This window comes from Synechococcus sp. R70.1, from assembly GCF_047461675.1.
Lineage (GTDB): Bacteria > Cyanobacteriota > Cyanobacteriia > Thermostichales > Thermostichaceae > Thermostichus.
Window position 1 is genome coordinate 1 of the sequence record NZ_JANSHR010000072.1, and the last position, 10,295, is coordinate 10,295.

Annotated in this window: 8 protein-coding genes; 5 read left to right on the top strand and 3 right to left on the bottom strand. The window is 60.9% G+C overall.

Features of this window, described 5'->3' with window-relative positions:
- A partial coding sequence (locus tag NW807_RS08915; RefSeq protein WP_414394855.1) for a DUF1614 domain-containing protein occupies window positions 1–674 on the top strand: 674 nt, incomplete at its 5' end.
- Here NW807_RS08915 and NW807_RS08920 read toward each other — a convergent pair.
- Window positions 671–2,791 carry a caspase family protein gene (locus NW807_RS08920; protein ID WP_414425879.1) on the bottom strand — a complete coding sequence of 707 codons (2,121 nt, stop codon included), beginning with the start codon at window positions 2,789–2,791 and terminating at the stop codon, window positions 671–673. The genes NW807_RS08915 and NW807_RS08920 overlap by 4 nt on opposite strands.
- Before the next feature lie 174 nt (window positions 2,792–2,965).
- On the opposite strand from NW807_RS08920, the gene NW807_RS08925 reads away from it, so the two are divergent.
- Window positions 2,966–4,888 carry an ABC1 kinase family protein gene (locus tag NW807_RS08925; protein WP_414425880.1) on the top strand — a complete coding sequence of 641 codons (1,923 nt, stop codon included), beginning with the start codon at window positions 2,966–2,968 and terminating at the stop codon, window positions 4,886–4,888.
- A gap of 23 nt (window positions 4,889–4,911) precedes the next feature.
- Here the strand turns inward: NW807_RS08925 and NW807_RS08930 are convergent, their stop codons facing one another.
- Together NW807_RS08930 and NW807_RS08935 are read right to left on the bottom strand one after the other, a co-directional pair.
- Window positions 4,912–5,283 carry a hypothetical protein gene (locus NW807_RS08930; protein ID WP_414394851.1) on the bottom strand — a complete coding sequence of 124 codons (372 nt, stop codon included), beginning with the start codon at window positions 5,281–5,283 and terminating at the stop codon, window positions 4,912–4,914.
- Between the two features lie 476 nt (window positions 5,284–5,759).
- Window positions 5,760–6,299 (bottom strand): hypothetical protein, encoded by a 540-nt coding sequence (locus NW807_RS08935; RefSeq protein ID WP_414425881.1) that lies wholly within the window; start codon window positions 6,297–6,299, stop codon window positions 5,760–5,762.
- A gap of 166 nt (window positions 6,300–6,465) precedes the next feature.
- On the opposite strand from NW807_RS08935, the gene NW807_RS08940 reads away from it, so the two are divergent.
- From NW807_RS08940 to NW807_RS08950, 3 genes are all read left to right on the top strand, one after another.
- Complete coding sequence (locus tag NW807_RS08940; RefSeq protein WP_414394848.1) at window positions 6,466–6,720, top strand: DUF751 family protein; 255 nt, start codon at window positions 6,466–6,468, stop codon at window positions 6,718–6,720.
- 124 nt (window positions 6,721–6,844) lie between these two features.
- The gene (locus NW807_RS08945; RefSeq protein ID WP_414425882.1) at window positions 6,845–8,362 is read left to right on the top strand and encodes a site-2 protease family protein; all 1,518 of its coding nucleotides are present in this window, start codon (window positions 6,845–6,847) and stop codon (window positions 8,360–8,362) included.
- A 44-nt stretch (window positions 8,363–8,406) separates the two neighbouring features.
- Complete coding sequence (locus NW807_RS08950) at window positions 8,407–10,233, top strand: aspartate kinase (protein ID WP_414405305.1); 1,827 nt, start codon at window positions 8,407–8,409, stop codon at window positions 10,231–10,233.
- The last annotated feature ends 62 nt before the right edge of the window (window positions 10,234–10,295 follow it).

The following is a 10,295-nucleotide window of genomic DNA, read 5'->3' on the forward strand; positions in this document are numbered from 1 at the left end:
CCATGTTCTACCTGCCAGTCTCACTGTTGTTGTTTTTAATGCTTCTACTGCTATTGCCCTTCCTCTGGCTGGGGCTAGCAGTGGATGTGGTAGCGCTGGCGGCAGGGAAGTTGGGCTTTTCCCGAGATGGGGCACTGTTGCTGCTGCTGGCTATCCTGGTGGGCAGCTCGGTCAATATTCCCCTCTACCGCGTCAGGTGCGAGGTAACTCTGGTGGAAGACCTGGCCAGCCTGTGGATGCGGCAATTTTGGGGGATCCCGTTGGCCAAGATCTCTCAGGAGACGGTGGTTGCCCTAAACGTGGGCGGGGGCCTGATCCCGCTGCTCTTGGCCCTGTATCAATTTGGCCGGGCCAGTGGGCTGTTGATCCTAGCCGTAACGGCGCTGGTAACTTTGGTCAGCTACTACGCTTCCCACGTAGTGCCCGGGATCGGCATTCAGATGAATCCCCTGGTGGCTCCGGCTACAGCGGCTTTGGCCGCTCTGTTCTGGGCTGGAGATCAGGCGCCGGCGGTGGCTTTTGCCGGAGGGGTTTTGGGCACGGTGATTGGAGCGGATCTGCTGCACCTACCAGAGGTGTTGCGGCGCAGTTGCTCAGGCATCCTCAGCATTGGCGGGGCTGGGGTTTTCGATGGTATTGCTCTCTGTGGCCTATTTGCTCTACTGCTGAGCTAAACCAAGAGATAAGTAAGGGAAAGCGTGACCGATTGAGCCGGATCCAGCCAACGCAAGTCAGGGGCCCCCTCCTCAGCGCGGTAAGTCAACTCCTCGAAAAGGATTTGCGTCCACTCCAGCGGCTTGCTCAGCAACATCGGCGAACGGGTTACCCCCTGCTGGCGGGCCATGGCCTTGAGGGCCTCCAGGCTAGCAGAGAGGGGACGGGTGCTGGCCACAAACAGTAACTCGGTCAGTCCCTGGGCGTGGCAGGTAAGCAAATCGGGGTTGAGGACGGAGCGCGGCTCACGGACGGCCATCTCAGGCGGGGGTGGTATGGTCAGGCTGCCCTTAGCCTCTAGGCGCAGCGGCAGGGCAAGGTTGTCCTGGGGCACCGGAGCCAGCAGGTGCAGTTGCCCGCTGGAATCGACCATCAACAGATAGCCGAACAGATCCTGCTCGCCCTCGTTGCGCAGCGTGAGATAGAGGGGATCCCCGCGCAGGAAGCGAGGCATGCCCAGCTCAGCAGGAGCAGAGGCCCCTTGAGGAGGCCGCACTGCCCACGAGGGGGTTTTACCTCGGGTGGACAGTTCCCCCACCACCCCCAGGGACGAGATGGCAGCGTTGAGGGTGGTCCGCAGGCGCTTGGCCGCCAGCAGATGAGCCAGACGGGAGGCCAGCCGCTGCACTGCCGTAGTTGCCGCTTCGCCCGCTGGGCCACAGGAATTGAGAAGCAGCTCTCGCCCCGGCCAAAAGAGGCTGTAGCTGCCGACCTCCAAGGGCTTGGGCAGAGCGTCCCCTTGAAAGGCAGCAGCCATCTCTGGGGTGATGCGGCCCAGCAGGCAATCCACCTGGCGCTCGCGTGGGTTGGCCGTCTCCATCCAGCTATAGCCGGCGATGGCGTTGGTTAGATCCACTCTTTCAACACGGCCCAGGCTGTCTTCTAACCCCACCAAGAGCTTGAGGCTGCTCGAGAGAGCGCGCAACTGCTCTCGCACCAGCGTGCCTACGGGGGGAAACTGATCTTCCCCGCCGACCGCTTGGACCTGCGCCAACAGCCCACTGCGGGAACGAATCAGGAGTGGTGTTGCTGGAGCAGCAGGATCAGCAACAAAGGGAGCCAGAAGGGTGCCCGGCTGGAGACCACACAGGGCTGCCGCTGGGATCCCCCCTAGCCACACCTGAGCACGGCTCCCCCTCACCTCTTGGATGACCCCGCTAGCCGCTGTCTGGGAGGGAATGAGGAAGTAGGGGGGGACTCGTCGAGCTATTTCTTTGCCCTCCAGGGTAGGGTGCTGACAAGAAAAGAGGCCCAGCTCCCGCCGACTGACCACCTGGTTGAAAGCAATCAGCAGGCGGGCAGGGGGCGTGGTCTCCCACAGGTACTGGGTCAGCAGGTAGGTGAGCACTCCTGCATGAAATCCCGGCCAAGCAGCTTCCGCTGCCAAGTCTTGGGGAGTGGTGGCAGCAATCAACAAGCCTTTGGGCCGAGGGTGCCAAACTTGCTGCCCTTCTGCAGAGGATGGCTGACCGGGATCCAGCACCTTGGAGGCTGCTGGCGGGACAGGTGGGCGGGAGCGCAGTTGGAGGTTGCCTCGTAGGGCAGGTGGGATGTGGGTAAAGCCGCAATCGAGTATGGTTGTGACCTGGGCCGTGCCCAAGTTTTGCACAAGCTGGAAAAAGCGCTCCAGCTCCATGGCCGCCAGGCTTTCGGAGCCCGACAACAGCAAAGCCGGCTGCCACTGATCCGGGGCCGATCCCGCCTGCCACTGGCCGTAGCCACTAAACTGCACGACCACGATTTCCGCCGGCTGACTTGGGCCTCCCAAGTGCTCAGCAAAGGCCTCTTGGACTGCGCTTGGCGTAGCCGCTCCATCGGTGAGGGCGAGAATGCCTGCCGGTTCAAAGCCAAAGCGGTACAGCAGCAGCTCCCGTTGCAGCTCTACGTCGGTTACACAGCCCTGCAGCGGGGATCCCTCGCCAGGGTAGCGGTTAATGCCAATGAGAAGAGCCAACTTGCGGGAGGTGGCTGCTAGAGCTTGTCCATAGCGCCTAGCCTGCCTGGTTAGCCAGCCGGGAGACAAACCAAGGCCAGCAGCAGCTAGGAGTAGTTTTTGGAGAAAAGACCGCCTTTCCATGCTGACCTGGTGGGCTGCCCCGCGGGCTTAGCGGCTAACCCATCGGCTTAAACTTTGTGCCCAGTCTGTGCCTATTTCAGGATATCTTTGTCCGCCCCAGATCAACCCCCCAGCCCACAAGCCGCTTGCCAACCCAGCAAGTTAAGATGTGTTACGAGATCCGTCGGGACTGCTATGGGCGCAACACTGTCGACAGCGGCCGCAGCCCAGCCAGCGGTGGCAGAGCAGCCTTTGCCTGGATCGGGGCAGCAGCCCTTGCAGCCGGCTCTGCGTTATGACCCAGAGGAGTTGGCTAGGCAATATCGGGGGCGCTGGGATCTGGTGCTGGGGCGTCTTTTTCAGTTGATTGCCCCCTTTTTGGGGCTGTTGATCTGGGTCTTGTGGGATCGCTGGCGGGGGGTAGAGCTGAAGAACCGACGCAAGCATGCGGCGCGGCTGCGGGAGATCCTCACGGAATTGGGGCCGACAGCCATCAAAATTGGCCAAGCTCTCTCCACCCGTCCCGACCTGGTCTCGCCCCTTTTTCTGGAAGAGCTGGCCAAGCTGCAGGATGAGCTGCCCCCCTTCGACAATGCCACTGCCTTTGCTCTCATCGAGGCGCAAATCGGCCAGCCAATAGAGCAGATCTTTCGCGAGATCGGCCCGGAACCGGTTGCCGCGGCCAGCCTGGGGCAGGTTTACCAGGCGTATCTGCACACGGGAGAGAAAGTTGCCGTCAAGGTGCAGCGGCCCGATTTGATCGGGCGCATTTCCCTGGACATGTACATCATCCGCAGCCTAGCCGCCTGGGCCAAGCGCACCTTCCGCCGCATCCGCAGCGACCTGGTGGGCATTGTCGATGAATTTGCGGGGCGGCTGTACGAAGAGATGGACTACACCCAGGAAGGCCGCAACGCCGAGCGCTTCCTAGAGCTGTACCGCCACCCCTCCATCTACGCTCCCAAAATCTATTGGGAGTACACCCGCACCAAGGTGCTGACAATGGAGTGGATCGATGGCATCAAGCTGACCCAGCTTGACAAAATCGCCGCCGCCGGGCTAAACGGGCAGCACCTCATCGAGATCGGGGTCAACTGCTCCCTGAAGCAGCTCTTGGAGCACGGCTTTTTCCATGCCGATCCCCATCCGGGCAACCTCTTGGCTATGTACGACGGGCGGCTGGCCTACATTGACTTTGGGATGATGAGCACCATCCAGCCGCACCAGCGCTACGGCCTCATCAAGGCAATCGTCCACTTGGTCAACCGGGATTTTGCCGCCTTGGCCCAGGACTACGTGGATCTGGAGTTCCTAGATCCCGACACCGATCTCACCCCCATCATCCCCGCCTTGGAGGATGTCTTCGCCGAGGCCCTAGGCAAGCCCGTGGCCGAGCTGAATTTCAAAAGCATTACCGATCGCCTCTCGGGGGTGATGTACAACTTTCCCTTTCGCGTACCTGCCTACTACGCCCTGATCATCCGCTCGCTGCTCACCCTCGAGGGGATTGCCATCGGTCTAGATCCCAACTTCAAGGTCTTGAGCGTAGCCTATCCCTATGTGGCCCAGCGGCTCCTAACTGATCCCGCTCCAGAGCTGCGGGAAGCTCTGCGGGAGCTGCTGTTTAGCCAGGGACAATTTCGCTGGAACCGCTTGGAAAATCTGCTGCGCAATGCCGTCAACAGCGAAGACTTTGACTTGCAGGGATCCCTAGAAAAAGCCGTTGATTTCCTCTTTTCGGAGCGGGGAGCCTTCCTGCGAGAGCAGCTGGTGGATATCCTCTTTTCCAGCTCAGGCAACGGCTCTACAGATGGTCTAACCCATCTGCAACGTCTGTGGTCAATTCTCAGCAGCAACCCCGCCTTTCAGCCGCTGCAGCTTTTGCCTCTAGTAGCCAAGGTAGCCACCAAGCCAGAAGCCCAACAGCTAGGGCGGCAGTTGGCCTCCCGCTGGCTGCAACGCTTGGCAGCCCGTCTGATCCGGGAGCTGCTGCTTGCAGAGGAGGAGAAGGAGCCTAGGTCACCCGCTTCCCTCAATGGGCGCAACAGGAATAGCGGGCAAGCTGGAGAAATTCAAACCGTCTATGCTTCCCCAGCCCAACCCGCTAGTGCAGTCTAGGTTTGCTGCCTTGGCTTCTTCTACTAGCCGTTCTCGTTTTTGGAACTGGGACTGTTGAGAGCCAGCATCATCCACTCGGAGAATTCATCGCGGCGGAAGACCTGGGGGCAGGAACGCGGGCCAAAACGCAGTAAGCTAGGCATGCCGTGCTCTTTGAGGCGGGCTCGCAGCCAGGTGCCAACGCCTGTCTTGCCATCGTTGGGCATTTCGGTTTGAAAGTCACTGTACATCAGCAACAACTGACTGCGCGACTGGAGCACTGCATTCTCTTGGATCAACTTGGGCAGGGAGAGGTTAGCGTCCAAATTGCTGGCTTTGGTTGACTCTCGACGACGGCTGCGGGAACGGGATTTAGCGCTTTCGCGGTTCTTACGAGCTTTCGGTTCAATGGCCATAGAATCTCCTAGACGACTAAGGAACTCCCAAAAGGGACAAAAACCAGAACTCGCAGGCTGAGGAGAGAGCCCGCTGAGGAAGGTGGCTCGAGGGGTACAGTTCTGGAGCACTCACTGAGAAGGAGGGAAACACGCTCTCAGTCGGCCAAAGAAAAGCTGCGCCAGCCTGCCGCCAAAGCTCAAGATCCCTTGCCTGCCACGGCAATCTCCAGCGCCTTGAGTTCCGGGCCACCCATCCAAGACTTGTCTTCGTTTTGCCGGAGGAAGCTTGGCTTGGCTACCCCGGTTTGTAGGGTAGGGAAGTCCGGATGCTACTCTTAATATGACTTAAAACCCGGGCAGGTGAACACTCCCCATTGACCCAGAGGCTGCATAGCGCCTGCGGCTTATAACTTCCCAGGAAGCTGAGCCCTCACGGCAGCGCCGCCTGGCCTAAAGCTGGGGCTTGCGCCGCCTTTTGCTAGTCAGGAGCGGGCTCAGGTTTGCAGGCTTTGTCGGCCGTTGCGGATCACCCGCAGCGACTCCAGTAGCCGCATCTCCAGATCCTGCAAAACCTGATCCACGTAGCGGTGGGCCTCCCGCTGGAGACGCTCTGACTCCTGGAGGGTCTGTCGCCACACCTCCTCGCTCTGTTGGTAGGTTTGCCGCAACAACTGTTCCGCCTGAGCTTGGGCCTGGCGGAGGATGGTGGATTCGCTCACAAGCTGCTCGGCCCGGCGCTGGGCCATGGCCACGATCTCTTGGGCGTAGCGGTGGGCCTCAGCCAAGATTTGATCCCGCTGGCGCAGCACTTCCTCAGCTTCCTCTAGAGCGGTGGGCAGGTTAAGGCGGATGAAGTCCAACTGCTCCAGGATCTTCTCTTCGTCGATGAGAGTGCGCGACCAGAACAAACGAGGACTGCTGAGAATCGCTGCCTCCAGTTGATCCAGGGCCTCCTGAACGCGCATCAACGCCAGGGTCTGATCCCTGGGCAGATCACTGGCGCGATTGGAGGCATCAGAGGGCAATTCTTGCATCAGTCTGGAAAGGGGGTGGCTGTGCTGGGCAAAGCAGGCAGGATAACGCCTACCATATTAGGTTCTCGCAGTCTTGAACCTGGGTGTTCCCACCCTTCCACATGCGGGGGACAAAGACCGCTATCTGTGGCAGACTGAGGGAAAGTTGTTGGGTTGCCCTCTGCTTATGCCCCAGCCGCAGCCTCCTCGCCGACTCGAAGATCAATTTGTGGAGAACGTCGCCCGCTACCCCACCTACTTCATCACCGTCTTGCTGGGGGGAATTTGGGCTGGCCTGCAGCCGTTTGTAAACCTGTATCGCAAAAGCGCGACGGCAGCAGCTCTAGTAACTGTGGGATCCCTGGCCCTGCTGTTGTTTATCTATTTCACCCTGCGGGCGATGACAGGGCACACGCTTTTGCCGGCGTGGATGTGGCGTTGAGAGTAAGAGAGCAGCTTACGAGCAAGCCAAGGGAAGTTTAGCTCCTGACGGATCGCTGCTGCCGGCTCTAGCAAGCCGATCGGGTTTGCCGCTAGCTTGGTAAAGGTGTTTTCCTGTTGAGCTCATGGCAGATTGGATCCTGTTGGCACTGGTGGGCTCGACAACCTACCTGCTGCTACAAAAAAGCGTGGCCCGCCTCTCAAAGGTGCCCTGGCGGATCCTGTGGCTAGTGATGATGATCCCCCCCCTGCTTTGGGTGCTGGGGCGGCAGGTGTTTCAGTATGAAATGCCCCCTTTGCTGATGTTGGGGCCATTTTTGGCCTCCTGGCTATTTTTGGCCTCCTATTTTACCAGCATGACTTTGGCGCGTCGGGGGCGCCTCCAACCTCCACCAGCAGGCTCTCAGGCTGGAGTGGAAAACACCCCGGCAGAGCGAGATCCGGAGACAGAGGAAGGCGAGGAGGAAGGTGCTGCAGCTGCTCCCATCTCCATCTCGGAGGTATCGCGGGAAAAGCTCAACCGCTGCTTTCCTTGGAACGTTTTCTATCTGCAAAGCGTGGAGTACCGTCCTCAGGCCATCATCTGCCGTGGCAATTTGCGGGCGGATCCCACGGAAGCCTACGAGCAGGTACAGCGGAATGTGGAAACCACCTTTGGCAAACGCTTTCTGGTGGTGCTGCAGGAGGGGTTTGCCGGCAAGCCTTTTTTTGCCCTGGTGCCCAACCCGGCGGCGCGGCGCTCCCTAACCCGTCAGAAGGAGTGGCCTCTGCTGGCGTTGGGGCTGCTGCTGTTTACCTTTTGGACGACCCTAACTGCCGGCGCCCAAGCTTCTGGAGTCAGCCCTGACCGGTTGCTGCATCTACCCTCTCTGCTCAAAGGGTTACCTTATGCAGTGGGGATCTTGGCCATTCTGGGATCCCATGAAGGGATCCGCTACTGGGTGGCCCGCCGCCACGGCATCAAAACCTCGCTCCCCTATTTCATCCCGGTGCCTTTTGTGTTGGGAACCTTCGGGGCTTTCATCGAGCTGAAAGAGCCGGTGCCCAACCGCAAGGTACTGTTTGACATCGCCGTTGCCGGGCCGCTGGCGGGCAGCCTGGTGGCGTTGACAATGTTGCTGGTGGGGCTGGTCTTTTCGACGCCCGGGGATCCTCCGGCAGGGCCAGAGGGGCAGCCGACCCCAATTAGCTTCCATCGCATTGACCCGCGCCTCTCGGTGCTGCTGGCCATTCTGGCGCGCCTGGTGCTGGGGGATCAGTTGCAGCCGGGGCAGGTGATCGATCTGCACCCCCTGGCCTTTGCCGGCTGGCTGGGTCTAGTGGTGGTTGCCTTTAACCTGGTGCCGGTGGGCCAACTGGATGGGGGCCACATTGTCCACGCCATCTATGGCCAGCAGATGGGGGCCAATGTGGGGCGAGTGACTCGCTGGCTGGTGCTGCTGCTGGCTTTGACGGTGCAGCCCTGGCTGTTATTGTGGGCGCTGCTTTTGTTGGTGATCACCAGTGCCGACGAGCCAGCCCTCAACGATGTCGCCGAGCTGGATGAGGGCCGGGAGCTGCTGGGGCTGGCAATGTTGAGCTGGCTTGTGCTGATCCTGCTGCCGGTGCCACCCTTTTTGCAAAGCTGGCTTGGCCTGGCCTAGTTCGGGATAGGATCCAAACCACGTCAACCAGCTCAGCCCTGGCTATGCAAGCGGGTTTAATTGTCCAAAAGTACGGCGGCACCTCCGTCGGCTCCATCGAGCGCATCCAGGCCGTAGCCCAGCGGGTAGCCCACACGGTGGAGCAGGGGAAGCGGGTGGTGGTGGTGGTCTCGGCAATGGGAGAGGAAACGGATCGCCTGGTGGAACTGGGGGAACAGATCCTCCAGGGATCCCCGACCACGCCGGCCCAGTGGCGGGAGTGGGACATGCTCCTGTCTACGGGTGAGCAGGTCAGCATTGCCCTGCTGGCGTTGGCGCTGCAGCGCTTGGGCTACCCTGCCCTCTCCTTGACGGCGGCCCAGGTGGGCATCGTCACCACCCGGGATCACGGGCGGGCCCGCATTCTGCACATCCACACCGACCGCCTTTGGCAACACCTAGAGCGGGGAGAGGTGGTGGTGGTGGCCGGCTTTCAGGGCATCACCAGCCTAACTGAGCTGGAGATCACCACCCTGGGGCGGGGGGGATCGGACACCACGGCGGTGGCCTTGGCAGTGGCCCTGGGAGCCGAGCTGTGTGAGATCTACACCGATGTGCCCGGGATCTTTACTGCCGATCCGCGCAAGGTGCCCGAGGCCAGGTTGTTGCCAGAGATTACCGCCGACGAGATGCTGGAGCTAGCCAGCCTAGGAGCGCAGGTACTGCACCCCCGCTCGGTAGAAATTGCTCGCAACTACGGCGTCAAGCTGCGGGTGCGCTCTAGCCTGGAGCCGCTGCAAGCCGGATCAGAAGGCACCCTCATTGTCTCTCCCCCTGCTCGCGTCCGCTCCCCTGATAGCAGCATTGAGCTAGGGCGGGCGGTCGATACCGTGGAGCTGGATGGAGAGCAGGCCAAGTTGGTGTTGGTGGGAGTGCCGGATCGCCCGGGCATTGCCGCGCAACTGTTCCAGGAGATTGCTGCAGCGGGGATCAATGTCGACTTAATTCTGCAGTCGCTCCACCTCAGTGCGGCGGAGGGATCCCCTACCAACGACATTGCCTTCACCGTCAGCCGTGCCCAGGCGGCTCAGGCAGCAGCCGTGGCCCGCAAGGTTGGCCAGGAGCTGGGGTGTAGGGAAGTCCTTGTCGATGAGGCGGTAGCCAAGGTCAGCATTGCCGGGGTGGGGATGATGGGTCGCCCGGGCATTGCCGCCGAGATGTTTCGCGTGCTGGCGGAAGCGGGGATCAACTTGCAGATGATCTCCATGTCGGAGATCAAGGTCAGCTGCGTGGTGGCAGCCGAGCGGGCTGGGGAGGCCGCCCTGGCGCTGGGGGAAGCGTTTCAGGTGATTCCCCAGTTGCATCGAGTCAAGGCAGCGCCTTGCGGGGATCCCCTTCTGCGCAACCACCCGGTGCGGGGCGTTGCCCTGGATCTGAAGCAATCGCGGCTAGGCCTGCGCAAGGTGCCGGATCGGCCGGGGACGGCTGCCCATCTGTTTGGGCGCTTGGCGGATGCTGGCGTTATCGTCGACACCATCATCCAGAGCCAGCGGAGCTACCACAACGGCCTTCCCAGTAACGACATTGCCTTTACCGTGCCTCAGGATCAGGCCAGGGCGGCTGAGGCCGTGTGCTGTCAGGTGGCCGAGGAGCTGCAGGCAGCTGGGGTTGAAACCGACCACGACATTGCCAAAGTCAGCATCGTCGGCGCCGGCATGGAAACGTATCCCGGCGTGGCGGCGCGCTTTTTTGCTGCCTTGGCCGACGCCGGGATCAACATTGAGATGATCGGCACCTCAGAGATTAAGGTAAGCTGCGTGGTGCGACGGGAGCAGGGGATCCGGGCTCTCCAAGCTGTCCACCGTGCCTTTGAACTCGACCGGCCGCTCTGAAAGACTCATACAACGCTGGACAAAAGCGGACTTTTGCTCCAGGTTGACGCTTTCTTCCTGCT